The following is a 26,301-nucleotide window of genomic DNA, read 5'->3' as shown; positions in this document are numbered from 1 at the left end:
CATGGACGAGCCTAGATGCGCATCGGCATCACGACGGCGAGGTAGCTCTTCTTCGCGCTCTCGCTGCCGGGCTTGACCACGGCGGGATCCAGCTCGCCACTCACGCCCAGGATCACTTCTTCGTCGTCCATGGCGGACAGCACGTCGAGGAAGTAGCGCGCGTTGAAGCCGACGGTCACGGTAGCGCCGTCGTACTCCACCGGCACTTCGTCGAAGCCTTCGCCGCTCTCGGGGCTCTCGCTCTCGAAGCGGATCTTGTTGCTGTCGATCGTGAGCTTCACGCCGCCGGTGCGATCGCTGGCGGCCAGCGACACGGCGCGCAGGGCATCGGCCATGGGCAGCCGGGGCACGCGAATGGCGCGCTCCGTGGTGTCCGGAATCACCTGCTGGTAGGGCGGGAATTGAGCATCTACCAGCTTCACGCTGAAGGTGAGACCGGCGATGCGAAAGAAGGCGTTGGGACCGCTCTGAGCCAGCTCCAGCGTGGCTGCGGCGCCTTCTTCGCCCTTCTCGCCACCGGCTTCGTCGCACAGGCGCTTGAGCTCGAGGATGCCCTTGAGCGGAATCAGCATGCTGGTCGCGCTCTGCGCTTCTGCGACCTGCGCTTCCATCTTGCTCAAGCGGTGGCCGTCCGTGGTCACCATGCGCACGCGATCGGCGTCCCACTCGAACAACGCGCTGTTCAGGTGCAGGCGTGTCTCGTCGGTCGAAATCGAAAAGTACGTGCCGGCGATGAGCTGCGCGAGGACGTCCACGTCGAGCGCGAGCATCTTCACGCCGTCGTCCACCCGCGGCAGGCTCGGGAACTCTTCTCCCGGAATGCCGTGCAGCGTGTAGCGACGCGCGCTGCCCACGGAGCGAATCGTGGTGGCCGCACCCTCGGTGGTCGAGATCGAGATCTGACCTTCGGGCATCATCTTCACGCGCTCGAACAGATCCCGAGCACCGACGGCGATCGATCCGCCCTTGTCGACCTGCGCTTTGATTCCGCCGCTCACGGCCAGATACAGATCCGTGGCAGCAAGTCGGAGTTGATCGGGTCCCGAGACCTCGAGCAACACGTTGCCGAGCACCGGCATGGTGCTTTTTTTGTCCGCCACGCCCTGGCACCGAGCCAGCAGGCGCAGCAGGTCCTTTTTGCTGACCACCACCTGCATCGCGGACCGTGCTTAGCCGGGTCCGGGCTGCGCCGCTAGGTGCCAACGGATCGGGAGGTTCCGCGGCGGACCAACAAGACCTCTTCTGAGAGAAGATCTTAGAAATTTAAATACATCGTCGTTGTAGTAGGGCCTGTGGACAGCGGGGAAAACTCTGTAACCTACTGAAACAACGCGACAAAAGTGCTGCTCGCCATGTGGTTCCACGGATGGTTCGAGCACGTGAGGAACTGGGGGTAAGTGTAGACCGGGGTGGGATATCCCAGACCTGATCCGATGTCTTCCATAGGGTTTTCCGGAGGTTATCCCCACCTGTGGAGAACCTCCTTCAACTATTGAAAAGACCCGTCAGGTCAGGGAGTTGCGGGGCCCCGAGGGGTGACCGAAAAAAATCGTCCGCTCAGGCGGCGCGGCGCTTCTTCTTGCGGACCGGCTGCGGGGCCAGACGCTGGATCCGGGCCAAGGCTTCGAGCAGGCCTCGGCGGGCGCGTTCGTAGGTGCGGGGTCCGATTTTCTCGGAACGGCGTGCCTTCTCCAGGGCGATCAGCTCGCCGAGCAGGGCCTCCTGGGCCTCCTCCGCGTCTCGGGCGGTGATGGTCTGCTTCTGGGTCGCCGTGGTGGGCTTTTGGAAAGCCACCACCAGACCCACTCCGAAGCCCGCCAGCGCGATGGCCAGGGCGATCCAACGGCCCGGCCCGGGCGTGGGGATACCGGAGAGCTCGATGTCGATGGCTTCCATCTCTGGCTCACCCGGCTTGAGCTGGCGTCCGGACACGAGCAGGCGCTGACCCTCGTTGTCGAGGGTGGGCTGCGCCGGCGGGAAGCCGGAGACGTTGAGCTGCATGCCACGGGACGACTGCACCATCACGCGCATCTCGGCGAGATGCGGCGGCATGCCGATGTCGAAGCTCATCGTGGGGTCGTGATCGTTGTCCACCTGGAAGCGGAACACGACGTCGTGCTGCCCGGGAGTGAAGGTGCCTTCGATCTTCACCGCGCGATCCCCCATGGGCACCGCGCGGGTGTCGGACATGCCTTCTTCCGCGGTGAGCGCCTTGGTGCCCTTGGGCAACGTCATGGTCACGTCTCGCGGCACCCAGGTGACCCGGCCAACGTTGAAGACGCGGAGCATCACCTCGAACTGGAACACCTCGTCGCGAGGATCGATGAACACCACGCCGCGCATGCCCACCATCGACCCGCGGATGTCACGACTGACGGGAAACACGTGCAGGATCACGTCGTGACCCATGTCCCGCTTGAGACCGAAGGGGCTGGACGCGTACTCCGCGGCGTCGCGCTTCACCAGCGCGCGGTAGCTGTACGCGGAGGTGGCTTCCAGGCCATCGAAGCGCGCCTTGCCGGCGGCATCCGTGACGGCGTTCTTGAAGCTCGTCTTGTTGCCCTCGGCGATGCTCTGGTAGTCGACGCCGAGACGCACCTCCGTGCCCGCCACGGGCTTGTCGTTCTCGTCGAGCACGCTCACCACGATGGTGCCCTTGGGCAAGCTCGGGTTCGGTGTGTCGCGATCCTGCGGCACCCCCGCCATCATCTGGTTCTGATCGATGTTGGGGTGGCCGGGAGGCAGATCGGCGTCGCCGCCATCGTCCGTCGTGTCGTCCTGCTCGGCTGGGGCCGCGCTGGCGCTGGGGGCCGGAGCAGCGCTGGCGCTCGCCTTGGGGCTCGCCTTGGGGGGAGCGGCGCTGGGAGCCGGAGCGGGTTTGGCCGGCATCGGCGGGGGGTTGCCCGGCGGCATCTGGGCCAGGGCCAAGGACGAAAGCAGCACCGCGACCAGCACGGTGACCAGGGCGACGATACGGCGGGTCATGCGTCCTCCACGGCGACACCGCACTGGGGGCAAGTGTCCAGGTCGTCGTCGAACACGGCGGGACAGGCGTGGCACAGCTGCTGTTCTTCGGAGGCCATCGGCTTGCCGCACTTCTTGCAGAAGTGAGCGTCGAGGTCGTTGCGCGTCTCGCACTCTCGGCAGCGACGCGTGGGCGCCGTGGTGCTGGGCGCGCGAGTGACGATGGCGAGATCTTCGTCCTCGTCCGTCTCGACCTCGCCGGGCTTCTCCGTGAGGATGTCGTCCTCTTCGACGACGGCGCCGTCCGGCTCGTCGCGCTCTTCTTCCGCCGGTTCCTCTTCGTCGTCTTCGAGCTCTTCTGCTTTGAAGTCGACTTGATCGAGGCGCTTCTTGAACAGCTCTTCCGCCTTCTCGATGTCCGGCTTCTGCTCGGCTTCCAGCGCGCGCAGCAGCTCTTTGGCTTCTGCGCGATAGCGAGACGAGAGCTCGTCGTAGTCGTCCTGGCTGATCTTGCCGACGCTGCGCTCGAACTCGAGATCCTTGAGCGCTCGCAGAACGGCGCGCTTGCGTTCCTCTTCTGCCGAGGGGGCCGCGAAGCTCAGCGCTTCGTCCAACGAGAGGTTGGCTTCACCGGTGAGGCTTTGGACGCTGGACCACAACAGGCCAATGCCCGCGAGCATCGTCACTGCGGCCAAGGTCATCAGGGCCATGCCCATGCCGGCCATGAAGTACGCCCCGACCACGGAGGCGATGGCCAGAGCGATCGCCACGAAGCGAGTGGGCACGGGGAAGTCGGGGAGCTTCATTCGAGTCCGGAGGGCGTAAATCAACCCGCGACGAGTGACAAGCTGTGCGCGGGTTGTCCACACCTTGTACCAGGGTGCTCAGCGCAGGAAATGCGGACTTCCTAATTGCAGTCCGCGGCCCGCTTGCAGCTGTTGTCGCAGCACACCTCGGGCCAGCGGCAGCCCGCAAACACGTCTCCACAGCGGCAGCCATCGGTGAAGCACCAGCCGGCGCAGTAGGCGCCCTCGCAGCAGCTGGCGTTGCCCGGAAAACGACCCACGTCCGTGCAGGACAGGGTGGGCCCTCCAGCAGCGCTGGCAGGCGGTGGCAGCACCCGGCCCGCCGGTGGGGGCGGGTCGTCGGGACGATTGCAGGAAATGAGGGCGAGCGTGCCGAGCAGCGCGCCCACCCACTTCACGGCTTCTTGCGCCGGAACCAACCGACTCCGGAGCCCACCACCACGCCGAGGCCCAGCGCCAGGCCCACACTCAAGAGCTCGTGGGACTCCACGGGCGAAGGTTCTTCCCAGGGTGCCACCGCGGCAGCAGTGGTGGGCGGCTGGCTGCGAGGCGCGGCGTGGGCGGTGCTGGGCCCGACGGCCAGCACCACGGCGAACATGATGCCACTGAGGCCCGCCGTGGCGGCGCGTACGTAGCTCCAGGCGCCGGCCCGCTTCTCTTCCAGCTCCGGCCACAAGGAGACACCGGCGCCCATGATGAGCACGAGCAACCCGGCCCAGATCCAGTTCACCAATGGATTGACGTGGATCTGGAACGTGGCGCGCTTGGTCTGGGGGCTGACCATGCCCACGACCACGTACAGGTCGTCCTTGAAGTTGCGCATCATGGCCACCTCGGTGGTGGGCATGTTGGGGGAGCGCGTGTAGATGAACTTGGCCGGTGAAACGCGGCCCATCTCCTTGCCGTTGCGAGTGACGTCCATGTCCGCGAACACCATGCGCTTGGCGGGGTCCGCTTCCATGCGTGGGCCGGCGTAGGTGAGCTTGTATTCCCCGACGTCCGTCGTGTCCCCCGGGGCCATGCTCACTTCGTGATCGATGGTCCAGGCGCGGCCGGTGAAGCCGAGGAACATCAGCACGATGCCGATGTGCACGATGTAGCCGCCGTAGCGGCGACGGCTCTTGTCCACCAAGCGAATCAGGGCGGTGAGCGGGTTCTCCATCTCGCCGGCCTTGCCCGAAGAGCGCCGCCGGGCGGCCACGCCGCGATAGAATTCCTGAGCGATGACGCCGAGATTGAAGGCCGCCAGGGCGACGGTGATGAGCGGAGCGGCGCTGCCGATCTTCTGCAGCACCACACCGACGAAGCCCTTGTAGAACTGGTCGTTGGGGACGATCGCCGGGAAGCCGATCTTGCCACCCAGGGCGAGGTGCGCCACGGCGACCACCACGCCGGTGGCGACCGGGAAGGCGAACGCGCGCTTCAGCGACACGGCGCTGGTCTTGCGCCAGCCGAACAGCGGCGCGAGGCCCATGAGCAGGAAGATGAGCAGCCCGATGGGCGCCATCCAACGATTGAAGAAGGGCGGGCCGACGGTGACCGATTCCTTCCACAGCCACTCGCTGATCTTGGGGAACAGGGTAGCGACGAGGATGAAGGTCATGCCGCCCAGGAGCGCCCAGTTGTTCACCACGAACATGGCCTCCCGGCTGGCCACGGCTTCGATCTGCGAACGGCCGCGGAGCTGGGGCAGACGCCAGATGACGAGGGCGATGCACACGGCCGCCACGCCCACCATGAAGTAGACGAAGAAGATGCCGATGCTGCTCTGAGCGAAGCTGTGCACGCTGGCGATCAGGCCGGAGCGTGTGAGGAACGTGCCGAAGATGGTGAGGATGAACGTGAGGCAGATGAGGAACACGTTCCACACCTTCAGCATGTTCCGGCGTTCCTGGATCATCGTGGAGTGCACGTAGGCGCTGGCCGTGAACCACGGCAGGCACGCGGCGTTTTCCACCGGATCCCAGGCCCAATAGCCGCCCCAGCCGAGCTCTTCATATGCCCAGATCATGCCCAGCGCGTTGCCGATGCTCAGGAACAACCAAGCGAACAGCATCCACTTGCGGACGGCGACGATCCACTCGTTATCGAGCCGGCCCGTGACCAACGCGGCGATGGCGAAGGCAAAGGGCACCGAGCAACCGACGAAGCCGGTGTACAGAGCCGGCGGGTGGATCGCCATCCAGTAGTTCTGGAGCAGCGGGTTCAGCCCCTCGCCATCCACGCGCGCGCCGGCGATGGACGTGGAGAAGGGATTCGCCGCGAACAGCATCAGGATCGCGAAGAAGCCCACGACCACCATCAAGGTGGCTATGACGTAGGGTTGCAGCTGCCGGTACTTGCCCTTGAGCCACCAGACACAGCCGGTGATGTACAAGGAGAGCAAGAACGTCCACCACAAGAGCGACCCGTCCTGTCCGCCCCAGAGCGCGGTGAACAGGTACGTCTGCGTCATCGATCGGTCGCTGTAGTGAGCGACGTATCGAATGCGGAAGTCGTGAGTGATGAACGCGTACGCGAGCAGGGCCACGCTCAGGCCGATGAGGGCACTGGTAGCGTAGGCGCCAAGGCGCGCGGACTGCAGAAGCCGCGGCCGACCCTGCCCCGCGGCGATGGCCACGGCGAAGGTGTAGGCAGCGGAGACCAGGATGGCGTACAGGACGCCGGTTCCAAATTCAGGGAGCGATTGCCACATCGCGGTTGGCGCGAGCTTAGCATTTCAGCGCCCGGCGCCAGGAAGACCCGACACGCGTTTCGCGAAGAGTTTGCGCGGCTGACCATTCTCAGCCATGGGCGGCAGTGACAGAGGATTGTCAGCCGGCGTCGGTGACGCTGGTCCCGACTTCTTCCCCCAGGCAGACCCGCTTGATGTTGCCCTTGACCATGCGAAACACACGGATGGGCAGGCCGTTCTCACGACAAAGCGCCACGGCCGTGGAGTCCATCACCCCCAGGTGGTCCGCCAAAAAGCGATCGTAGGACACGCTTTCCAGCATCGTGGCGCCCGCATGGCGGTTCGGGTCTCGGTCGTAGATGCCTTCCACCTTGGTTGCTTTCAGCAGGGCATCGGCGCGGATTTCCATGGCGCGCAGGGCCGCCGCGGTGTCCGTCGAGAAGTAGGGGTTGCCGGTGCCGGCAGCGAACACCACCACGTTGCCCCGATCCAGATGCCGCATGGCGCGACGCCGAATGTAGGGCTCGGCCACCTGGCGGATTTCGATCGCCGTCATCACGCGCGTGGGGACGCCGCAGCGTTCCAGGGCGTCCTGCAGAGCGAGGGAGTTGATCACCGTGGCGAGCATTCCCATGTAGTCGCTCTGGGCGCGGTCCATGCCTTCGCTCGCACCGCGGAGCCCGCGGAAGATATTTCCGCCGCCGACCACGATGCCGATCTGAACACCCGTAGCGTGGACCTCACCGAGCTCCGCGGCGGTCGCTTTGAGCGTCGCCGTGTCGATCCCCGAGCCGCCGTCCTTGCCGCACAAGGCCTCTCCGGACAGCTTGATCACCACGCGCTTGTAACGAAGACCCGAACTGTCGCTGCTCACGGGGCAGAGTCGTACTCGTTGGCCACGCTGTCGTCCAGAGCCCCCAAATCGATGTCTGGACCCTGCACGGCCGATCGCGGGGATCCCCGCTTCTTTCGACGAATCGTCCTGGTCTGGTCCTTGCTCATGAAATCGGCAGAGGGAGCATCATGTCGTCTGCCTGTCGCGCCCATATCGAGCCGGAAGCCCACTTCAACGTCGGCGTCGGGCCAACTACCCGCGCCAATCTCTATCGCTGGCGGGGCGAAGGCGCGCCGTGTGGCGTTTTCGTACCCACGAGCCGCCCCACACCGCTCGGTTCTTGGGTGAGCGTCACGCTGCAGTTTCCAAGCATGCCCCCGCTGGAGGCCTACGCGATCGTAGAGCTCAGAGCCTCCGAGGGCCTGTTCCTGGCGTTGGCGGATCCCACCGAGCTCCGGCGTTTCGAGGGTTTCCGGAAGCCCCTCGTCGCGGACGATGTGGCAGATCCAGCGGGTCCGTAGTATTGCCGGGCGGTCATGCGATCCGCCCTGATCTTCGCCGCGCTGGCGGCGCTGACCGTGGCTGCCTGCGACAAGGACGCGCTGGAGCAGCCGTCCGCCGCGGCGTCTGCGAGCGCGGCTCCCATGACGCTGTCTCCCGAGCTGGCCGCCAAGCCGCTGGCCACCGTGGGAGATCGGGTGATCACCCTCGGGGACTACGCCGCGGTGATCGACCGGATGGATCCCTACGAGCGGCTTCGCTACCAGTCGCCGGAGCGACGCAAGCAGCTGCTCGACGAGATCATCAAGGTGGAGCTCCTCTCGCGCGAGGCGAAGAAGCGGGGGCTCGACAAAGAGCCGCGCACCAAGGAGCGCGTGCGCCAGATCCTGCGGGACGAGCTGCTCAAGGCCGTGCGCGCGGAGCTGCCGTCGCCCAGCGACATTCCCGAGGCGGAAGTGCGCAAGTACTACGACGCGCACCGTGCGGAGTTCCGCGATCCGGAGCGCCGCCGAGTGGCGCACTTGGTGGTGGGCAGCGAAGCGGAAGCGAAGAAGCTCCTGGCCGAGGCGAAGAAGGCGACCCCGATGCAATGGGGCAAGCTGGTGCAAGAGCACTCGCTCGACAAGCCGCCGGCGCCGTCCGCGACGCAGCCGTTGGAGTTGGCCGGAGATCTCGGCATCGTCGGTCCGCCGGGTGAAGAGAAGGGCGACAACCCCCGGGTGCCGGAGGAGCTGCGCAAGGCGGTGTTCCAGGTCGGCGCGGTGGGCGGCATCTACGACGACGTGGTGAAGGTGGGGGACAAGTTCCACATCGTGCGCATGACGGGAAAGACCGACGCGCGGGATCGCAGCTTCGCGGACGCGGAGCGCACCATCCGAGTGACGTTGGTGCAGAAGAAGCTCCAGGACCTGGAGAGCAACCTGCAAAAGCGTTTGCGCGAGAAGTTTCCGGTCAAGATCGACGACAAGGCGCTGGGCGAAGTGGTGTTGCCAACGGTGGAGAACAAGAGTGGAGGACCCGCTCCGCCAAAGAAGTGACGCCGCCGCGCTGCCGATCGTCTCGTCGCCGCCAAAGCCGAAGTCGTCTCCGAAGAAGCGTCCGCGCGACTGGCGCTGGCAGCTGCAGAACGCGGTGCGAACCGCCGCCGGCCTCGACCGAGCCCTGGCGCTGACGCCGGAAGAGATGTCCGGCGCCCAGGCCGCGGAGCGCGCCGGGCTGCCCATTTCCGTCACGCCCTATTACCTGTCGCTGTGTGACGCGACGGATCCCGCGTGCCCCATTCGACGCCAGGTGGTGCCCCACGCGTCCGAGAGCGTGGAGACGCCAGGGGATCTTCGCGATCCACTGGGCGAAGAAGCGCACCAGGTCGCGCCGGAGCTGATCCAGCGCTATCCGGATCGCGCGCTCTTGCTGCTGACGGATCGCTGCGCCGTGTACTGCCGCTTCTGCACGCGGAGCCGCATCGTGGGCAGCGGGGGTGGCGCGCGCTCGCTCTCGCGCCTCTCGCCCGCGTTCGAGTACCTGCGGGCCCACCCGGAGGTGCGCGACGTGATCGTCAGCGGCGGGGATCCGCTGGCGCTGTCCACCGACAAGCTGGTGCGCGTGCTGGAGAAGCTTCGCGCGATCGACAGCATCGAAACCATTCGCCTCGCCACGCGCGTGCCGGTGGCCCTGCCGCAGCGCATCAGCGCGGAGCTCGTGAAGGCGCTGCGCGCTTTTCATCCGATCTGGGTGATGACGCACTTCAATCATCCGAAGGAGCTCACGCCCGAGGCGTGTCGCGCGCTCCGCCGGCTGGCGGACGCGGGCTTTCCGGTGATGAACCACAGCGTGCTCCTCGCCGGCGTGAACGACGACGCAGCCGTGCTCGCCGAGCTGTTCCGCGGCTTGGTGCGCCAGCGCGCGCGGCCGTATTACCTGCTTCAGGCGGATCCCGTGCGGGGTACCGGACACCTCCGCACGCCGCTCCAGCGCGGCATCGACATCATGGAGGCGTTGCAAGGGCGCCTGAGCGGCATCGCGATCCCAAAGCTCATCGTGGACACGCCCGGAGGCTTCGGGAAAGTGCCGGCGGGGCCGGACTGGGTCGTGTCGCGGGGTGATGGCGTGACACGGTTCCGCACACCGCGCGGCGTGGAAGTGGAGTACCTGGATCCGTGAAGCGCCGGCGCCCTCGCGACGGGATTCGCGCCGCGCCAACATCCAGCTGCCCCATTCCAATTTTTGCTGGTTCGCCGCGGAACCTCACGGGAAATGACGCGGGGCTAGGCTCGTGGTAACTCGCCGCGCGTCATGAGCAAAGCTGAGCGCTCGGAAGTCCTTTCGCGTCTCGACGCGATGAACGACAAGGCCCTGGAAGGTGGCGGCAAGAAGCGGATCGAGAAGCAGCACGCCGCGGGCAAGCTGACCGCGCGGGAACGTATCGATCTGCTGTTGGATCCGGGCAGCTTCGTGGAGCTGGATCGTTTCGTCACCCATCGCTGCACCGATTTCGGCATGCAAGAGCAGAAGGTGCTGGGCGACGGCGTGGTGACCGGTCATGGCACCATCGACGGACGGCGCGTGTTCCTGTTCGCTCAGGACTTCACGGTGTTCGGCGGATCGCTGAGCGCGGCGTACGCGTCCAAGATCTGCAAGGTGATGGACCTCGCCATGAAGGTGGGCGCTCCCGTGATCGGCCTGAACGACTCCGGCGGCGCGCGCATTCAGGAAGGCGTGGAGAGCCTGGCGGGCTACGCGGACATCTTCCTGCGCAATACCCTGGCCAGCGGCGTCATCCCGCAGATCAGCGCGATCATGGGGCCATGCGCGGGGGGCGCGGTGTACTCCCCGGCGATCACCGACTTCATCTACATGGTGGAGGAGTCGAGCTACATGTTCATCACCGGCCCGGACGTCATCAAGGCGGTGACGCACGAAGAGGTGACGAAGGAAGAGCTGGGCGGCGCGCGGGCTCACGCGGAGAAGAGCGGCGTGGCGCACTTCACGGCGCGGGATGATCGCGAGTGCATCGCGCAGATCCGGGAGCTGTACGGCTTCTTGCCGCCGAACAACGCGGAAGATCCGCCCCTCAAACCCAACGGCGACCCCACGGACCGCGAGGTGCCCGAGCTGGACGACATGATTCCGCTCGAGAGCAACAAGCCGTACGACATGAAGCAGGTCATCAGCGCGGTGGTGGACGAAGGTTACCTGTATGAGGTGCACGAGCACTACGCCAAGAACATGGTGGTGGGCTTCGCGCGCATCGGGGGACGGAGCATCGGCGTGGTGGCGAATCAGCCGGCGTACCTGGCGGGCGTGCTCGACATCGAGGCCAGCGTGAAGGCCGCGCGCTTCGTGCGCTTTTGCGACTGCTTCAACATTCCGATCGTGACCTGGGTGGACGTGCCCGGCTTCTTGCCCGGCGTGGACCAGGAGCACCACGGCATCATCATGCACGGCGCCAAGCTCTTGTATGCGTTCTGCGAAGCGACGGTGCCGAAGCTCACGGTGATCACGCGCAAGGCCTACGGTGGCGCGTACGACGTCATGAGCTCCAAGCACATCCGCGGCGACGTGAACTTCGCCTTCCCCAGCGCCGAGATCGCGGTGATGGGTCCGGACGGCGCGGTGAACATCGTGTACCGGCAAGAGATCGCCGCCGCGGACGACAAGGCGGCCACGGCGGCGAAGTTCTCCGCCGAGTATCGCGAGACCTTCGCCAACCCGTACAAGGCCGCCGAGCTCGGCTTCGTGGACGAGGTCATCTACCCGCGAGAGCTCCGCAAGCGTCTCGCCACGAGCCTCGAGATGCTCGCCCACAAGCGCGCGGAAAACCCGCCGAAGAAGCACGGCAACATCCCGCTCTGACGCCGCTTCTTTTGTGGGCGTGGGGCTGGAGCTTTCGACGGATGACAGGGGGGATCGCCCCACGGAAAATAGCCTCCGAAAAATGCTCACTAGAGTGATCATTCGGCGCACTTGGTCGACCATGCCCCACCGAATGATCATGAATCTGAGCAAATAGTTGCCCTACATCGGGGGAACGGGGACGCGACGACCACCGTTGCTGGGTGCCCGGACGATCCGTGCACTAAGGCAGCTGGCTTTGAATGTTGCCGCTGGGAGGGGTGTGTAGCGGCTTGGCGAAGGGCAAGATGGCGTGCGTGTCAGTCAAGGGAGCTGACTTTGAATGGTGTCGCTCAGCGTGGTGTGCAGCGGCTTCGTGAAGGGCACCATGTCCTGGCGGTAGTACCACCAGAAGAAGCCGCCGATGAAACGAGGCTCGGAGACTTGCATCGTGTAATACCGCGTGACGTACTCCGCCTTCTTGGCGGGCTTCACGGTGCCGCACTCCCCGATGCCGAGCTTCGCGTTCGGGAACAGGGTTGCGAGCTTGGAGAACACGGTTTGCCAGTCGGGCTGTAGATCGTTGCAGTCGTCCTCGTAGTAGCTGACGAGCACCCAGTCGAGCTCTTGGCGTAGGGCCGGCGAGAGGTTTGCTGCCGCCCAGGTGAACATCTCGTTCTTGGGGTCCGACCAGCAATCTTCGTTGTAGTAGAGCGTCAGCGCCGTCTTGCCGCCCTTTTGCACGACGAGATCATGTGCACCCTGGATCTTGGCGACGACGTCCTTGGTTTGCTGGGCGGTGCAGTTGGAAGCGTTCTCGGCGCAGAGCCACTCGCCGTTCACTTCGTTGCCGATCTCCCAGATATCCACGTCGGCGGAGAGCGCTGTCAGGTATTCCGACGTGCGCGCTTGGTACTCACTCACGGAGTATTGGCTGACGTAGAAGGAGTCCAAGATCTCGCCCATGACGTCGCTGACGGTGTGGATCTGCTTGGTCGCGGTGACGTAGTCCGTCGCGGGTACGAATTCGTCGAATACGATGCGCGTCGTTGGCCGTACCGGAAGCTTCTGGAGGGATGCCGTGATGTCGGCGAGGGGATCGATGGCGTCCACGGTGACACCCCATACGCGCTCGGGCGCGCCTCCCGCGCCGGCGCCGCCGCTCGAGCCCGCGCTGCCGCTGCCGCCACCGGTTCCCGCGCTGCCGCCACCGGTTCCGGCATCGCCCGCGGTTCCCGCGCTGCCGGATGCGCCACCGGTCGAGGTGCCGGCGCTGCCACCACTTGCCGAGGCAGGTCCGTCGCCCGCGCTCTCACCACAAGCAACGACGCCCATCACGACCGCTAGCCACGCCGCCCACCGCATCGCGTGAGGATACACCGGAAGACGTGCGCGGCGCTGAGGGCGACGGAGCGTGGCGTTGCCTTCGTGGAGGGCGTAGCCTGTAGCGCATGAGCCGGGTTGCGATTCGGTCGGGGATCTCATTGGGAGAATACCTGGAGTGGGAACGCGATCAGACCGAGCGCCATGAGTACTGGGAGGGCGAGATCTTCGCCATGGCGGGCGGCACGCCGCGCCATGCAGCGCTCGCTGCTCGAGTCGCGCGCAGTCTGGGCGCGCAGTTGCCGGCGGGGTGCGAGGTATACAGCTCGGACTTGCAGCTCGGCGTTGCGACGGACAAGTACGTCTACGCGGACGTAACGGTCGTGTGCGGCAAACCGGAAGTCAGAACCGGGACCAGCGACGTCATCGAGAACCCGAAGGTCGTGGTGGAAGTCTTGTCGACGAACACGGAGCAGTACGATCGCGGCGCCAAGTGGGACGCGTACCAAGATCTCGCCTCGCTGACGGACTACGTGCTGGTGTCGCAGAAGTCGCCGCAGATCGAGCACTTCTCGCGAGCCAAGGATGACAACTGGGTGTATCGGCGGGCGGAGGCCGGAGGCCACGTCACGACCTCCGATGGCGCGACGCTCGCCGTGGACGAGATCTTCCGCGGCGTGTTCGAGCTGCCAGGGGAGTGAGCCGTGGGCCGGTTGGCGCGGTGTGTGGCCGCGAGGTTCCGGTCCGACGAGCGTGGCCGCGAGGTTCCGCGTTGCAGCGACAATCAGAAGACGTCGGGAGTGGCGTCAGCGCGTGTCGATCCAGCGGAGGAGGTTGTCGATCTGCGCGCCTTCGTCGAGGCGGATTTCGCGTCCGTGATGTGCGCGGCCGGGGTCGAGGAGGGTCACTTCTCCCGTGGGGGATACAGACGCGATGGCCCAGTGCCAGCCCCAGCGCTTGGCGTCGGCGTCCATCCTGTTCCATTCGCGCTTGCCGAAGCGCAGGGGGAGCTTCGTTCTCTTGACCTGTAGTCCGAGCTGGTCCGGGCCGCGGAGCGCGAGAAGATCGAACGCGCCTCGGGAAGCGCGGGACTGGTACACGAGATCGAAGCCGAGGCTGGCAAGAAACGCCGCTACGGCCTGTTCCGCCTCGTTGCCGATGACACTCATGGGCACGGTGGTTCCGCCGGGGCTTCGCCAGCGGATCCAGGTCGAGAACAGCGAATCCGCGACGCGGTAGAGGCCGTCTTCGTCGCGTTCGAGCAGATCTCCCAAGCGCTCCAGGTAGCGCGCCGTGGATGCCGTGGAAGCGCGGATGGCGTGCGCGACGTCGGTGAGGCGGGTCGGGCCGTGCTCGGCCACCGCTTGCAGGGTGGCTGCTGCCGTGGAGGCGTTGCCGACGGCTCGTGCGTACTCGTTCTCGAAGTAGAGGGAGAGCCGTCCGGTCCTGGAGAACAAGAGGCCCTGAAGCAGGGGTTTGAGGGTTTCCGTGTCGTAGGGTGGGTTCTCGCTCACGATCGCTTCGCCGACCATCTGCAGGTAGAAGGGATGTCCGCCGACGATGTCCACGACCCGCTCGGCGAGGGGGTGAGGAATACGGCGATCGCTGGGTGATGCGTCCACAAGGAACGACTCTGCGTCCTGTCTCGCGAACGGCCCCAGGTCGAATAGATGGAAGTGCTGAAAGAAGGGCGAGTGCTTCGACGTGACCAGCTCTCGGAGGATGCTCGGTGCGGATCCGGAGATGAGGTAGGCGGAGCGCTCGTGGCGCTGCCAGACCGCGCGCATCAACGAGAATGGCGTGAACCCGCCGCGTTCGAGGCTGGCGAGCTCTTGCACCTCGTCGATTGCAATGACGACGCGACGATCGAGGCGCTTGCAGACGGCGTCTGGAAGGTCGAGCCAGCGGCGCACGGCTTCCGCGGAAGGCTTCTCTTCCGGAAGGCGATCGAGGTCGCTTCGGAGCGGAGCATCGAGCTTGGCGAGCGCCCTGACTCGATGTAGCGCCGCGCGGAACTCTGCTGGCTGGTGCAGGTGCCTGGAGAGGGAGGTGCCAGCTTCTTCGGCCAGGATGGCGTCCAGGGCGCGGACGGACAACAGCCGGAAGATCTCGAGATCGAGCGGCGTGCGTTCAAACACATCGATCACGGCGACGTCTATTCCGGAGGGCGCTTGCCGAGCGGCTTCGAGCAACAGGCTCGTCTTGCCGACCTTGCGGGGACCGACGATAGCGAGCCATCGGGGCGCACCCGCGGCGAGGGCCGCAAAAGCTTCCAGGACGAGATGAAGGGCCTGCTCGCGGTCGTAGAAGCCAGCGGCGGTGACGGGCGCGCTCGAGCGAAACACGGCCCAAGAATAACCGAGTCGCAAGGAGTAGGCAAAGTTGCCTAGTGGCAAAGTTGCCTAGTGGCAAGGTTGCCTATTTCCGGGGTCAGAGGACGAGGATCAGGAGGAAGAGCAGGAGCAGCAGGGCGGCGGCGGCGATGGCGACGGTGCGGCCCTTCTTGGCGACGTTGGCGTCGTAGGCGTCGAGGGCCTGCAGGTGCTTTTCGTGATCCGTGGTGGCGCGCAGGACCTCTGCGTCGGCGCGTTGGATGGCGTGCTTGGCCGCTTCGTCGATGTCGAAGGCCCCGCTGTGGATGACGTGGCGCGCGGCCTCGGCGAGCAGCGAGCGGCGCTTGGCCTCGGCGTCGTGGACGCCCGCCGCGCGGGAGTCGAGCTCCCTCCGGAACTGCACGTCGAGCTGTCGGCGCTGTCCGTCCACCCGCGCTTTCCCCTGCTGGATCGTCTGCACTTCGCGCTGGGCGGCGTCCAGCACTGCACGCGCTTGCGCGGCCACGGCGCGCCGCTCGGTGAGCTCGGGCTCGAGCGCCTTGGCCTGCGCTTCCAGCGGCGCGATCTGCGCGGCATGCTCGGGAGCGAGCGGCGCGTTCGGCTGTCCGCCCGTCGCCTGCTGACGAAAGTTACGGATCTCGATCTGGATGCGCTTGTACCGCGCTTCCACGCGGCCGAGCTCCGTCGCGCGTTCGTCGTACGTCGCCTGCGCGGCGTCTGCGGCTTTTTGCTTCACGCCGAGCTGGTTGTCGAGGGCCGCCGTCTCTTCGTCGAAGCGCGTCATCGCGCTCTGGTACTGCGCGTTGGCGGAAGACAGCGCCGCGCTGCGCTCGTGCATCACGCCGTCGAGCTCCCGGAGCGGCGCCATCAGCGGCGCGAAGCGCTGGTCCGCCTCGATCTGCGGCCGCAGCGCTTCCGTCACGTTGGCCAGCGCTTGGTCCCGCGCCGCCTCGGCATTGGAGAGCTCCGCCGTGAGCCGCGCGATCGTGGTGCGCAGCTCGCGCTGCCGCATGAACACGCGGTACGCGTACATGGGCGTGAGGTAGATGGCGCTGGGCGCCGCCCCGTAGCCACCGATGCCGGCGATCTCCAGCGGATCGAAGCCCAGGGCGCTGCGGTCCGGCGCAGCGCCTGGTCCCATCGGCGGTGCGAAAGACGGCCCGGACGGCGCCGGCGGATGCACCGACGCGAGCTTGAGGCTGGGCGCTTCCGCGTGGAGGTCGTCGTCCAGGTCGTCGAGCGCCCCACCCGAGTACACGCCGCTGGTGCCCGGGCCGTAGCCGCCGCCGTGACCGGAGCCGAGGTCGATGGCGCCCACGCCGCCGGCGTCGAAGTGATCGTCGTCGAACATGCCCGAGCCGAACAGGTTGTCCGCGGGGTTGCTGCTTTGTGCGGGCGCTGGTGCTGGCGCCGACGGCTGCGGGGCAGGCGCGCGAGACACCGGTCGTCCGGCTTCCGACACGTCGAGGTCGGGGATGTCGAAGGTGGGAGGCCCTGGGTTTTGCGGGTCCCGCGGATCGTTCATCTTGGTGCTCGGGACCCATGGTACCGCGAGCGCCGGCCGTTCGTCGACGGAGCTATGCGCTGGGCGTCGCCGCGTGTGCCGCGAGCTCGGCCTGGTATGCGCGGAACACGGACTCCTCCGGCCACTCCGGCGCGCTGTCGATCAGCTTGCGGGCCTTCGCGGGGCGACCCGCGTCGATCTCCACCACGGCCGCCGCATAGCGCAACGGCCAATGCAACAGCGGGTTTTCCCGCGCCGCGCTGGTGAGCAGCTCCGCGTCCCTTTCGTGCGCGTCGTGGGCGAAGGCGCGAGCCAGCGCCGCCATCGCGTGGCGCGCCTGCTCCACCCGGGCGCGCACCGAGGGGCCCACGTCCGGAAGCGGCAACGCCGCCAAGCGCGCCGACTTCTCCATGGCGTCCGCGGCATCTCCCTCGAAGGTGTGCAGCATGGTCTCGACGATCAGCCGATGCTCGAGGGCCGCTTCCCAAGCGCTGCCCCGAGACGCGCGCTCGAGCGCCGCCCGCGCGCGATCCGTCATGCCGCTGGCGGCGAGGGCCGTCGCTTGGATCAACGGCAGCATGGTGTCGGCGTGGGGCAGATCCGAAACCGCCTCTTCCCACGCGCCCACCAGCTGCTCCACCTGGCCGCTCTGCACCATGCGCCGCACGCGCCGCCGCGCCCGAAGCCGGAGCGCTGCGAGCACCGCCAGCGGCGTGAGCATGAGCAGGCCCAACCACGGCCGAGTGAAGGACGTGTGGATGGCCAGGGCGACGATGGCCGCGGAAGCCACGAAAGACAGGGTCCCGCGGCCGAGCAGGGGACGCATTCCGAACATTGGGAGCCTACAAAGTGACGACGGATCGCTCGCGTGTCGAGGGGCTGGACACGCGAGGGGCCGTGCGCTATTCCGCCATCTCGCGATTTTCGCGTGTGGGTCCGCCAACAGCGCGCTTGGAACCCCGTCAGGCCCGGAAGGGAGCAGCGGTAGCAAGAAAGCGGGTGTGGTGGGCCCTTTCCCTTTTTGTCCGTCTGCTTTTGTCGCTGCGGCGCGCACCCCGTCGTGGCCACGCGCGGCGTCGCGCACCCCGTCGCGGCCACGCGCTGCATCGGGCCGCGCGGATTCCGCGCTGCACCAACAAAATGATCGACGGGGATCGGGCGTGGGGTGCGATGGGGTGCGGCGTGGAAGGCGCCGCGTGATCAGGCGCGGATGTTGGAGCGGATGTCGGCGTCCATGGCTTTTTCCAGCGTCTCGATGGCCTTCTCGATTTCCTTGCTGCTCTTGGAGGGCAAGCGCACGAGGAAGCGCACGTAGAGATCGCCCTGCTTCTTGCCGCGCTTCACGCCGCGGCCCTTGAGGCGCACGACCTGGCCGCTCTGGGCGTGAGCGGGGACGGTGAGGGAGACGTCTCCTTCTGGCGTGGGTACGCGCACCTTGGCGCCGCGATAGGCTTCGACCGGCGTGATGGGGAGATCGAGGTACAGATCCAGCCCGTCGCGCTCGAACACGGGATGCGAGCGCACGCGGATGGTGAGCAGCAAGTCACCGGCGGGGCCGCCGTTCATGCCTGGGGCGCCGTGGCCGGGGACGCGCACGCGGTCGCCGTCGTCGGCGCCGGCGGGCACGCGCACGGTGACCTCGTCCCCGCCGTCTTGTACGCGGAGCTTGAGGCTGGCGCCCTGAATGGCGCTGAGGAAATCCACCGTGACCTCGCTTGCGACGTCGGAGCCCTTCATGGGGCCGGCGCGCCGACCGCGGCCGCCACCGAACAGCTCGCTGAACAGGTCGCCGAAACCTCCGCCGGAGCCGCCGGCGAACACGTCCTCGAAGCCTGCGCCCTCGCGCCCGAAGCGCACGCGGCCTCCGCCGGCGGCGGCGCGCTTGTAGGCGCGGGCGGCCTCGGCGTCGAAGCCTTCGCGCAGCGCGTCTTCCCCGAACTCGTCGTACAGCGCGCGGGTCTTCGGATCACTCAGGGCGCCGTAGGCGCGGTTGACGGCCTTGAAGCGCGCCTCCGCCTTTTCGTCTCCGGGGTTCTTGTCCGGATGGAGCTTGCCCGCCAGCTTGCGATACGCCTTCTTGATCTCTTCTTGGCTGGCGGTCTTGGAAACGCCTAGCTCTTTGTAGAAATCCGCAGCCATGACAGCTCTCGAAAGCTAAGTACGTCGGCGCCTTCGAGCAAGCCGGCAGTGGGCCACCAGCGAGTCCGCCAGGGGCGTTGGAGGATCATCGCTGAAGTCCTGGGTGAAGCGCACGTCGGTGAAGCCGGCGTAGTGGAGCAGCTCCCGCATCTCCTGGGGGAAGAACTGGCGGTGAGTGAGTGGCACCATCCAGGGCTGGGAGCCGTCTTCCGGGGTGAACTCCATCCACACCACCAAGAGCTGTCGCAGCGGGTCGTACTCGAAGCGCTCGGCGTAGCGGCACAGGCCGCGGGTGGGGTGGCGGAAGCGCGGCGCCTTGTAGCGCTTGTTCGGATCCAGGCACAGGTCCGCCGGCTGGGGCATGGAGAAGTCGAACACCAGGCTGCCGCCGGGGGCGAGCTGCGCCTTCACCCGGCTCAGGAACGCTTCCACGTCCGTTCGATCGTACAGGTGCAGCACCACGTTGAAGGGCGCGATGACCAACGGAAAGCGCCCGCGGATCTTCTGCGTGCGCATGTCGCCATGCACGAGCTTCACCCGGCGGCGGACGTCCGTGGCTTCTTCGTCCAGGTGCGCCTCCAGTTGGCGCAACATGGGGCGTGACAGATCCACGCCGGTGACGCGGATGCCGGAGCGGGCCAAGGGCAGCGCCACGCGGCCGGAGCCCACGCCGTACTCCAGCACCGGGCCCTTGGAGGCGATGCCGAGAGCGACGTAGTAGGCGACGTCGTCCTTACGGCCGCGGTAGGTCTTGTCGTAGTACGCGGGATCCGCGTAGTGCGCGAGGGCGCCGACGTCGCCGGCTTCGCCCAGATCCTGGATGGACCACGGGCGGGCGACGCTCCGGCGAGCCACGCTGCTCAGTTCGGTTCGAGGGCGGCGAGCTCGGCGATGTACTCGCGCACCACTTCCTCGCTGTTGCGATGGAAGTGGACCTTGCCGGTCGCGATCTCGCGCAAGCTGACGACGGCCGCCTTGTTCTTCGCGTGAACCAGCGCCGGTGCGCCCTTCATCAGGTTGCGCGTGCGATTGGACGCCAGCACGACCAGGGCGAAACGGTTCTCTTCTTGCTCCAAGCAATCTTCGACGGTGACGCGGGCCAAGGGGGCTCCTTCCAGCAGGGCCGGTGAAGCTAGCGGATGGCCGCCCGTCGCGCAACCTTCGGGAAAATGCTGGAAATTACAGGATAAAGCGACCGGCCCGCATGGCCGCCTGGCCGTCGATGTCGATGTCCGCCCCGGCGGCGGTGAGCACCAGCTGGCCCGCGCTGTCCCAGCTGGCGCCGGTGAGATCCGGCAACGTCATGCCCAGAGCGAGGTGTAGACCGGGCAGCGTTTGATCGACGATGAGCGAGCCCGTGGGCTCGCTGAGCCCCACGTTGGTGCCGAAGCTCACGATGCCCACGCGATCCTGATTCGCGCCGCCGCGCAGGAACGACTCCACGCTGCGCTGCAGGGAGGAGCTCTTGGAGGTGACGCGAGTGACGCGCTGACCGTCGATGTGCAGGGTGAGCGCGTCCGCGAGCAGCTGGCTGTCGCCGCCCTGGGTGATGGAGGCGTTGGCCACGAAGGTGCCGCTCACCGAGCCCGGTGCCGTCATCAGCTCCCCCGCCGGCAAGTTGAGCCAGCGCCCCGCGCGGATGATGCCGCTGTTCTCCACCCAACGGTGCTTGGGGCTGACGTGCACCGTGAGGTCCGAGCCGGCGGCGCTCCCGAGGGTAATGATGGAGTCCGGCTTGAGACGCGCCCGGAGTGCCCGCGCGGTGTTGGCAATGCGATGCGGATCCACCGCGAGTCCCATGGCCATGGTCCGGGCCGAGAGTCCCAGCATGTGGGCGTGACGCAGGCCGTGGGCCGCAGCCGTCTCGACGATCTTGCGCCGCAGGGCGACCTCGTCGCTACCACCGCGAGCGACGTAGATGCTCGCTTGGGCTTTGCCGAGCGCGGTTTCAATCGCCTTCGGCAGGTCCGCGAGGGGCGGCTTGCCGAAGCTGTCGAGATCGAAGCTCTCCGCCGCAGCGTTCGTCCACGCCGCCGCTTCGACCAGCGCCAGGGCCAGCTCCTTGCGCTCGCCGTCACTGATGATCACGACGCGCTCGCCGCGCACCATCGAAAGGGCGCCCTCGATCACGCGGCGCGCCGCCGTGATCAGGTCGTAGTCCACCGTCGCCATGCGAGGCGCGGACCACTTCTTGGGCGGCTCCGTCGGCACGGAGCCAGCGTGTCACGACTTTCGCCCCCACACCATGGGCATGAGAATGTCGGTCCGCCGCGGAACCTCGCGTCCCGGACGCGCGTCGTCGTGCCGGAAGCGCGTCGTCGTGCCGGAAGCGCGTCGTCGTGCCGGAAGCGCGTCGTCGTGCCGGAAGCGCGTCGTCGTGCCGGAAGCGCGTCGTCGTGCCGGAAGCGCGTCGTCGTGCCGGAAGCGCGTCGTCGTGCCGGAAGCGCGTCGTCGTCGTCGTGCCGGAAGCGCGTCGTCGTGCCGGAAGCGCGTCGTCGTGCCGGAAGCGCGTCGTCGTGCCGGAAGCGCGTCGTCGTGCCGGAAGCGCGTCGTCGTGCCGGAAGCGCGTCGTCGTGCCGGAAGCGCGTCGTCGTGCCGGAAGCGCGTCGTCGTGCCGGAAGCGCGTCGTCGTGCCGGAAGCGCGTCGTCGTGCCGGAAGCGCGTCGTCGTGCCGGAAGCGCGTCGTCGTGCCGGAAGCGCGTCGTCGTGCAGGTCGCGCGCGCGCGTCGGCCGGAAGCGTCGTCGTCGCCGGACGCGCGTCGTCGTCCTGAGACCGCGTGTCACGCATCGCGCGATGTGCGTCACGCGCGCGATGCGCGTCACGCTTCGCGCGATGTGCGTGTCACGCTTCGCGCGATGATCGAACGAAGCGAGCGCGAGTGGGGAGCCGGGCGGCTGTCTCCGCAGGCTGAAGCGCGCTTCCGGGCGGGGCTCGATTACTGTGGGAGGTTTTTCGTTGGGGAGTCTGAGGCACACAAGGCGCTGTACAAGTTGACGGGCCTGTTACACGCCCCCACGCGCGACGCGAAAGCAGTTTACATATCAACCGATTTCCGCACGCCTCACCCTCGAAATCGTGGAATCGCCCGCCTGCCGCGCCCGCCTGCCGCGCCCCCTCGCGCGACGCGAAAGCAGTTTACATATCAACCGATTTCCGCGCGCCTCACCCCCTCGAAATCGTGGGATCGGCCCTCGAAATCATGCGGCTGGGCGCGAGGTTCCGCGGCGGACCGACACCCCTTGGAATCGTGGAATCGGCCCTCGAAATCACGCTGCTGGCCGCGAGGTTCCGCGGCGGACCCGCCTGACGCGCCCCCACTCACCCCGTCGAAAAATCGCCCGCCTCTCACGCCGCCTCTCACGCCGCCTCTCACGCCGCCTCTCACGCCGCCTCTCACGCCGCCTCTCACGCCCCCTCGCGCGACGCGAAAACAGTTTACATATCAACCGATTTCCGCCCGCCTCACCCCCTCGAAATCGTGGAATCGCCCCTCGAAATCACGCGGCTGGCCGCGAGATTCCGCGGCGGACCCCCGCCTTTCGCGGCCCCTCTCACGACGCGAAATCGCCCGCCTGCCGCGCCCGCCTGCCGCGCCCCCTCGCGCGACGCGAAAACAGTTTACATATCAACCGATTTTCATGCGCCTCACCCCCTCGAAATCGTGGAATCGCCCCTCGAAATCACGCGGCTGGCCGCGAGGGTTCCGTGGCGGACCGACACCCCCGCCTTTCGCGCCCTCACCCCGTCGAAAAATCGCCCGCCTCTCACGCCCCCACGCGCGACGCGCGACGCGAAAACAGTTTACATATCAACCGATTTTCACGCGCCTCACCCCCTCGAAATCGTGGAATCGGCCCTCGGAATCGTGGAATCGGCCCTCGGAATCGTGGAATCGGCCCTCGAAATCGTGGAATCGGCCCTCGAAATCGTGGAATCGGCCCTCGAAATCACGCGGCTGGCCGCGAGGTTCCGTGGCGGACCGACACCCCTTGGAATGGTGGAATCGCGCCTCGAGATCGCGAAGCTGGGCGCGAGGTTCCGTGGCGGACCGACACCCCCTCGGAATCGCCTCGAAATCGCGAAGCTGGGCGCGAGGTTCTGCGGCGGACCGACACCCCTTGGAATGGTGGAATCGCGCCTCGAGATCGCGAAGCTGGGCGCGAGGTTCCGCGGCGGACCGACATGAAAACGGACAGCTAGCTGATCAGGCCGTCGATCGTGCCGGAGACCTCACCGAGCTGATCTGGGACGCCGACGGCGCCGAGCACGGTGTTGGTGACGCGCACGGGGTGCTGGCCCTGGGCACGGACGTGGACGCCGCCCTTGGCGTTGAGGCCACCGGCGTGGCCGGCGGCGAGGACGACCATGTTTTCGGAGGAGTGCGCGGTGCCTTGCTTGTCTTGCTCCGGGTCGTAGCCCCACCCGCCTTCGAACACGAGCACCATGCCGGTGTTGTCGAGCAGGGTGGAGCCGTCCACGTCTTCGGTGTCGCGGAGCTTTTTCACGAGGCGGGCGAAGTGACGCACGTGCCAGGCGACGCCGTCGGCGACGGCGTTCGCGCCCTTGTCGCCACCGCCCATGCTGTAGTGGCCGAGCTCGTGGAGATCACTCGGGTAGCCGTACACGGGCTTCATGTTGAGGAAGCACTGCGCGTAGGTGAACATCAGCGATGCGACCCGAGACAGATCGCAGACGAAGGCCATGTGGATCAGATCCACCATGGTGATGGCGCGCTGCTCTTCGTCGCTCCAGGCACCGCCGGCGTCGTAGCCGGAGGTATCGCCGTTCTCCACGGCATTGCCGATAGGCGGATCGTCGCCGGGATCCGGGAGCATCTTGCAGGCGGTGCCGTCCGGCAGTTTGGTGGCCTGTAGGCGTTTTTCCAGCGCACGGAGCTCGTCGAAGTGGCGCTGCAGGCGGACCTTGTCGGCGGCGCCGAGTTTGGGGAGCAGGCGCTCGGTGTCGCCCTTGACCAGATCGATCACGCTCATGCGGCGGTTGAGGAGGAACTGTGCGGCCTTGGCTTCTTCGGGATCCGGCGGCACGAAGCCGGTGAACAGATCTTCGAAGGCGATGTGCGGTGAGAACTGCGGCGTGACCTTCTCGAGCTTGCCGTTGGCGATGCGCGCGGACATCAAGCCGCGGTTGCCGCCGGTGCCGTTGGTGCCGCGGTAGTAGGCCGGCTGCACGCGGTAGCTGAGCACGGGGCGCGTGTCGGCGGTGGGGCCCGCGAGCGTCTTGGCGGCGAGCCAATCCGAGGTTTCTCCCTGCAGGCTCTCGTCGTCGCCGTTCTTGGAGCGCACGCCGCTGAGCAGCGGGCACATGCTGCTCGAGTGCCACTGGATGGCGCGACCACCGGCGGGGATCGAACCGTCCTTGCCGTACGGGATCTCGAGACCGGTGACGACGGACACGTCGCCGGTCACGCCTTCGTCGCCGAGAGGCAACAGGCCGCGGGTGAGGTTCGCGGGGTCGAGGGCGCCTTCGCTGGCGGGGGCGACCATGTCGCGGCTGTCCATGCCGATGGAGCTGCCGCCAAACATCACGACGTAGCGTTTGGGGGCGACGGGCGTGGCGGCGCCCGCCCGGTGGGGGCGGAACAGCTCGAGGAACGGCAACGCCAGGCAAACGCCGCCCAGGCCGCGGAGCACCGCGCGGCGGGTGGTGGTCCTTCTCACGGTGTGGGCTCCTCTCGGCGATAGCGGAACGACTCGGAGCCCGTGAGCTCGAGCATCAACGTTTCGAAGGACAGCTCGCCGCTCTGCTCGGCGACCGCCACCAGGCGCGAGAGCAGGTTCGCGTCGTGCTCGTCCAGAGCGTAGCGCCCCAGGGAGAAGCGCAGGTACTGCTTGGCCACGCAGGATTCGAGCTCGCCAGTCTCGATCAGGCGATCGCTGAGCTCCGCAGGGCCCTTGAACGTGCCCACACCTTCCACGAAGCCCTCGCCGTCGATGGGGCAATCCGGGCGATCGGGCTCGTGATCGCGATAGCGCCCCGAGGAGTCGTAGTTCTCGAGGCCGAAGCCCACGGGGTCCATCAACGAGTGGCAGCTGGAGCAGCCGTCCGTCTTCCACATCACGTAGCGATCGGCCTTGCACGCGTCAGGATCCGGACCTGCCGGCGGCTCGTCGGAGTTCACCTTCAGCTCCGGCGGCGGCTTGTGGATCTCCATGCAGAAGAGCCGCGTGCGGATCAGGAGCCCGCGCTGCGTGGGGCTGGTGTCGTCGAACTTGGCAACGGCAGACAGGAAGCTACCTTGTGAGAGCAGCCCTTGTCGCCCGGAGCTGCCGTAGCTGACCCAGCCGGGCTTGTTGCCAGCGGGAGCGGGCAAGCCGTAGTGCTCCGCGAGGCTCGGCGTCAGGAACGTTTCCTTGCTGCGCAGCAGATCGAGCCAAGGGCTGTCGTGCTCGAAGATCACGCGATCGAGCAGGGCGTTGGTCTCGGTCTGCATGTCGGCCGAGAGCTCCGGCGAGTGGGGCAGCTTTTCATAGCCGAGCCACATGGAGTGGAAGCGGGAGACGCGGGCCTTGGCGCGATCGTCATCGAGCAGGTCTTTCGCCGCAGCGCGCACGCCGGATGCCGTCGAGAGCTTGCCGGAAGCCGCTGCGTCGAGCAGGGAGTCGGGCGGCGTGGAGCCCCACAAGAGGTACGACAGGCGCGTGGCGATCTCGAAGTCGTTCAGGCGAAACAGCCCGGGCTTGCCGGACACCGCGGAGCCGAGCTCGATGCGGTACAAGAGCTCCGGGTGCTGCAAGAAGGCGCGCAGGGCGGAGTTCACCGCGACCCAGAAATCTCCGGCGCTGGTGCCGTGATCGAGCAGCGTCATGAAGCGCGTCACGTCTTCGTCGGTCAGCGGGCGGCGCAAGGCGCGGCGGCCAAAAGAACGGAGAAACTTCTCGAAGCAGACGCCGTCGCTCGCGGCGTTGGGCGTGCAGGGCACGAGCTTCTCGCGCAGCGTGGTGCTGGCGGTAACCTGGTCGGCGAGCTTGGCCGCGAGGGAGTCCGCGGAATTGATGAGGGCCTCGGACGCGAGCTGCTTCTGGTAATCGTTGTCGAAGGGGGAGCGCAGATCTTCGGGCAGCGCCGTCTCACTGTTGGGATCCGCGATGCCGAGCAGATCCATCACCGTGGCGTCGTACTCCGCAGCGGTGAGCCGCCGCGCGCCGCTGACGCCCACTTCGTTCAGCGCGCTCTGCGTCGCGGTGCTGCCTCCGCCGGGAGCGTCGTCGCCGCTGCCCGGCGTACTGATCTCACCGACGCACGCTCCGAGCAGAGCGGCGGAGCACAGGGCGAGGAGGGCGAAGGGGCGCAGCACGGCAGCTCTGCTTCAGCAACCGTCGTGCCAACGCGATAGCCGGCAATTTGCTGCGATTGACCGTCGTCATTGCGA

General features: G+C 67.0%; 22 protein-coding genes and 1 other RNA gene. 7 read left to right on the top strand and 16 right to left on the bottom strand.

Features of this window, described 5'->3' with window-relative positions:
• Window positions 1–11: 11 nt before the first annotated feature.
• From dnaN to H6717_34385, 6 genes are all read right to left on the bottom strand, one after another.
• Window positions 12–1,157 (bottom strand): DNA polymerase III subunit beta, encoded by a 1,146-nt coding sequence (gene dnaN, locus H6717_34410; GenBank protein ID MCB9582178.1) that lies wholly within the window; start codon window positions 1,155–1,157, stop codon window positions 12–14.
• A 400-nt stretch (window positions 1,158–1,557) separates the two neighbouring features.
• Entirely contained in the window at window positions 1,558–2,985 is a 1,428-nt protein-coding gene (locus tag H6717_34405; GenBank protein MCB9582177.1) for a hypothetical protein, read from the bottom strand.
• A complete protein-coding gene (locus tag H6717_34400; GenBank protein MCB9582176.1) occupies window positions 2,982–3,770 on the bottom strand; it encodes a zinc ribbon domain-containing protein in 789 nt (262 codons plus the stop codon). The genes H6717_34405 and H6717_34400 overlap by 4 nt, the downstream gene beginning before the upstream one ends.
• A gap of 101 nt (window positions 3,771–3,871) precedes the next feature.
• Window positions 3,872–4,168, bottom strand: a complete 297-nt coding sequence (locus H6717_34395) for a hypothetical protein (protein ID MCB9582175.1) — start codon at window positions 4,166–4,168, stop codon at window positions 3,872–3,874.
• Window positions 4,165–6,465: a heme lyase CcmF/NrfE family subunit gene (locus H6717_34390; GenBank protein MCB9582174.1), complete on the bottom strand. Its 2,301-nt coding sequence runs from the start codon at window positions 6,463–6,465 to the stop codon at window positions 4,165–4,167. Before H6717_34390 ends, H6717_34395 begins: the two co-directional genes overlap by 4 nt.
• A 118-nt stretch (window positions 6,466–6,583) precedes the next feature.
• A complete protein-coding gene (locus H6717_34385) occupies window positions 6,584–7,318 on the bottom strand; it encodes a UMP kinase (protein MCB9582173.1) in 735 nt (244 codons plus the stop codon).
• 149 nt (window positions 7,319–7,467) lie between these two features.
• Here H6717_34385 and H6717_34380 point away from each other — a divergent pair, with 149 nt between their 5' ends.
• From H6717_34380 to H6717_34365, 4 genes are all read left to right on the top strand, one after another.
• Window positions 7,468–7,800: a hypothetical protein gene (locus tag H6717_34380; protein MCB9582172.1), complete on the top strand. Its 333-nt coding sequence runs from the start codon at window positions 7,468–7,470 to the stop codon at window positions 7,798–7,800.
• A 15-nt stretch (window positions 7,801–7,815) separates the two neighbouring features.
• Entirely contained in the window at window positions 7,816–8,817 is a 1,002-nt protein-coding gene (locus tag H6717_34375; GenBank protein ID MCB9582171.1) for a peptidyl-prolyl cis-trans isomerase, read from the top strand.
• Window positions 8,789–9,940 carry a KamA family radical SAM protein gene (locus tag H6717_34370; protein MCB9582170.1) on the top strand — a complete coding sequence of 384 codons (1,152 nt, stop codon included), beginning with the start codon at window positions 8,789–8,791 and terminating at the stop codon, window positions 9,938–9,940. The genes H6717_34375 and H6717_34370 overlap by 29 nt, the downstream gene beginning before the upstream one ends.
• Window positions 9,941–10,072: 132 nt before the next feature.
• Entirely contained in the window at window positions 10,073–11,632 is a 1,560-nt protein-coding gene (locus H6717_34365; GenBank protein MCB9582169.1) for a methylmalonyl-CoA carboxyltransferase, read from the top strand.
• Between the two features lie 303 nt (window positions 11,633–11,935).
• Here the strand turns inward: H6717_34365 and H6717_34360 are convergent, their stop codons facing one another.
• Window positions 11,936–12,976 (bottom strand): hypothetical protein, encoded by a 1,041-nt coding sequence (locus tag H6717_34360; GenBank protein MCB9582168.1) that lies wholly within the window; start codon window positions 12,974–12,976, stop codon window positions 11,936–11,938.
• 86 nt (window positions 12,977–13,062) lie between these two features.
• Here H6717_34360 and H6717_34355 point away from each other — a divergent pair, with 86 nt between their 5' ends.
• Entirely contained in the window at window positions 13,063–13,635 is a 573-nt protein-coding gene (locus tag H6717_34355; protein MCB9582167.1) for a Uma2 family endonuclease, read from the top strand.
• Between the two features lie 105 nt (window positions 13,636–13,740).
• On the opposite strand, the gene H6717_34350 is transcribed toward H6717_34355, so the two are convergent.
• The 3 genes from H6717_34350 to H6717_34340 all read right to left on the bottom strand — a co-directional run bounded on the left by H6717_34350 (window position 13,741) and on the right by H6717_34340 (window position 17,597).
• The gene (locus tag H6717_34350; GenBank protein MCB9582166.1) at window positions 13,741–15,279 is read right to left on the bottom strand and encodes an ATP-binding protein; all 1,539 of its coding nucleotides are present in this window, start codon (window positions 15,277–15,279) and stop codon (window positions 13,741–13,743) included.
• A gap of 85 nt (window positions 15,280–15,364) precedes the next feature.
• Entirely contained in the window at window positions 15,365–16,792 is a 1,428-nt protein-coding gene (locus H6717_34345; protein ID MCB9582165.1) for a hypothetical protein, read from the bottom strand.
• A 52-nt stretch (window positions 16,793–16,844) separates the two neighbouring features.
• Window positions 16,845–17,597 (bottom strand): hypothetical protein, encoded by a 753-nt coding sequence (locus tag H6717_34340; GenBank protein ID MCB9582164.1) that lies wholly within the window; start codon window positions 17,595–17,597, stop codon window positions 16,845–16,847.
• Window positions 17,598–17,700: 103 nt separating this feature from the next.
• Between H6717_34340 and ffs the strand changes: the two genes are divergently transcribed.
• An RNA gene (gene ffs, locus H6717_34335) (signal recognition particle sRNA small type) lies at window positions 17,701–17,789 on the top strand.
• A 182-nt stretch (window positions 17,790–17,971) separates the two neighbouring features.
• On the opposite strand, the gene H6717_34330 is transcribed toward ffs, so the two are convergent.
• The 4 genes from H6717_34330 to H6717_34315 all read right to left on the bottom strand — a co-directional run bounded on the left by H6717_34330 (window position 17,972) and on the right by H6717_34315 (window position 21,121).
• Window positions 17,972–18,910, bottom strand: a complete 939-nt coding sequence (locus H6717_34330) for a DnaJ domain-containing protein (protein MCB9582163.1) — start codon at window positions 18,908–18,910, stop codon at window positions 17,972–17,974.
• Window positions 18,911–18,925: 15 nt separating this feature from the next.
• Window positions 18,926–19,774 (bottom strand): class I SAM-dependent methyltransferase, encoded by an 849-nt coding sequence (locus H6717_34325; GenBank protein MCB9582162.1) that lies wholly within the window; start codon window positions 19,772–19,774, stop codon window positions 18,926–18,928.
• Window positions 19,771–20,013, bottom strand: a complete 243-nt coding sequence (locus H6717_34320; GenBank protein ID MCB9582161.1) for a DNA-directed RNA polymerase subunit omega — start codon at window positions 20,011–20,013, stop codon at window positions 19,771–19,773. The genes H6717_34325 and H6717_34320 overlap by 4 nt, the downstream gene beginning before the upstream one ends.
• Window positions 20,014–20,089: 76 nt before the next feature.
• Window positions 20,090–21,121 (bottom strand): hypothetical protein, encoded by a 1,032-nt coding sequence (locus tag H6717_34315; protein ID MCB9582160.1) that lies wholly within the window; start codon window positions 21,119–21,121, stop codon window positions 20,090–20,092.
• 1,451 nt (window positions 21,122–22,572) lie between these two features.
• On the opposite strand from H6717_34315, the gene H6717_34310 reads away from it, so the two are divergent.
• Complete coding sequence (locus tag H6717_34310; GenBank protein ID MCB9582159.1) at window positions 22,573–23,097, top strand: hypothetical protein; 525 nt, start codon at window positions 22,573–22,575, stop codon at window positions 23,095–23,097.
• Between the two features lie 10 nt (window positions 23,098–23,107).
• Here the strand turns inward: H6717_34310 and H6717_34305 are convergent, their stop codons facing one another.
• Together H6717_34305 and H6717_34300 are read right to left on the bottom strand one after the other, a co-directional pair.
• Window positions 23,108–24,589, bottom strand: a complete 1,482-nt coding sequence (locus H6717_34305; GenBank protein ID MCB9582158.1) for a DUF1552 domain-containing protein — start codon at window positions 24,587–24,589, stop codon at window positions 23,108–23,110.
• Window positions 24,586–26,226 (bottom strand): DUF1592 domain-containing protein, encoded by a 1,641-nt coding sequence (locus H6717_34300; GenBank protein MCB9582157.1) that lies wholly within the window; start codon window positions 26,224–26,226, stop codon window positions 24,586–24,588. Before H6717_34300 ends, H6717_34305 begins: the two co-directional genes overlap by 4 nt.
• Window positions 26,227–26,301 lie beyond the last annotated feature (75 nt).

Source organism: Polyangiaceae bacterium (assembly GCA_020633235.1).
In the GTDB taxonomy this organism is placed as follows: Bacteria; Myxococcota_A; Polyangia; order Polyangiales; family Polyangiaceae; genus JACKEA01.
Note: the sequence above shows the minus strand (reverse complement) of the source record. Positions and strands in the feature narration are given on the sequence as shown.

Bases quoted from the DNA above. Each gene is read 5' to 3' on its own strand.
- dnaN (MCB9582178.1), bottom strand. From the start codon at position 1,157: ATGCAGGTGGTGGTCAGCAAAAAGGACCTGCTGCGCCTGCTGGCTCGG.
- H6717_34405 (MCB9582177.1), bottom strand. From the start codon at position 2,985: ATGACCCGCCGTATCGTCGCCCTGGTCACCGTGCTGGTCGCGGTGCTG.
- H6717_34400 (MCB9582176.1), bottom strand. From the start codon at position 3,770: ATGAAGCTCCCCGACTTCCCCGTGCCCACTCGCTTCGTGGCGATCGCT.
- H6717_34390 (MCB9582174.1), bottom strand. From the start codon at position 6,465: ATGTGGCAATCGCTCCCTGAATTTGGAACCGGCGTCCTGTACGCCATC.
- H6717_34380 (MCB9582172.1), top strand. From the start codon at position 7,468: ATGTCGTCTGCCTGTCGCGCCCATATCGAGCCGGAAGCCCACTTCAAC.
- H6717_34375 (MCB9582171.1), top strand. From the start codon at position 7,816: ATGCGATCCGCCCTGATCTTCGCCGCGCTGGCGGCGCTGACCGTGGCT.
- H6717_34365 (MCB9582169.1), top strand. From the start codon at position 10,073: ATGAGCAAAGCTGAGCGCTCGGAAGTCCTTTCGCGTCTCGACGCGATG.
- H6717_34360 (MCB9582168.1), bottom strand. From the start codon at position 12,976: ATGCGGTGGGCGGCGTGGCTAGCGGTCGTGATGGGCGTCGTTGCTTGT.
- H6717_34355 (MCB9582167.1), top strand. From the start codon at position 13,063: ATGAGCCGGGTTGCGATTCGGTCGGGGATCTCATTGGGAGAATACCTG.
- H6717_34345 (MCB9582165.1), bottom strand. From the start codon at position 16,792: ATGAACGATCCGCGGGACCCGCAAAACCCAGGGCCTCCCACCTTCGAC.
- H6717_34340 (MCB9582164.1), bottom strand. From the start codon at position 17,597: ATGCGTCCCCTGCTCGGCCGCGGGACCCTGTCTTTCGTGGCTTCCGCG.
- H6717_34330 (MCB9582163.1), bottom strand. From the start codon at position 18,910: ATGGCTGCGGATTTCTACAAAGAGCTAGGCGTTTCCAAGACCGCCAGC.